We start from the raw sequence: 448 nt of genomic DNA on the forward strand, positions 1-448 counted from the left end.
ATCATTTTTAGCAAGATTTTATACAAATCTTGTTGCTTAATTTTGGCATTAGATCTAAATTCGGTTTCTTTTAAATGAAGCATAAAATTTCTATTTCCTTTAAATTTAGCTAAGCTATGTTTAGTAAAATCTCAGAAATTTTCGATTTAGGTGTTTTCGCTGCGTAGCGGACAGACTAAAGCCTCGCAAAAGCTTGCCACATAGCTTCAAAAGGCAGTGCAGGGCAGAATGTGATTTTGCCATTTGCAAACTCATTTTTAGAATGCTTTACTCTATAATTGGCCTTTGCACCTTCTACTACGCAGTTGTAAGGCGAAACGAAGCAAAAAATAACTCTCAACAATTTCTATTTCACCTTTTTGAAATATTTTCACATTCTGTTGTGATTAAGATTCTAGTTTGTTTAAAGATTCTTTATAGAGTAAGCTCTGAAATGTGAGTGATTTTT

1 pseudogene is annotated in these 448 nt (G+C 32.4%); it reads right to left on the reverse strand.

From position 1 onward, the window contains the following. Positions 1-301: pseudogene (locus tag DMC01_RS15590) on the reverse strand (hypothetical protein); the annotation flags it as partial. Positions 302-448 lie beyond the last annotated feature (147 nt).

The sequence above is a fragment of the Campylobacter troglodytis genome, from assembly GCF_006864425.1.
Lineage (GTDB): Bacteria > Campylobacterota > Campylobacteria > Campylobacterales > Campylobacteraceae > Campylobacter_D > Campylobacter_D troglodytis.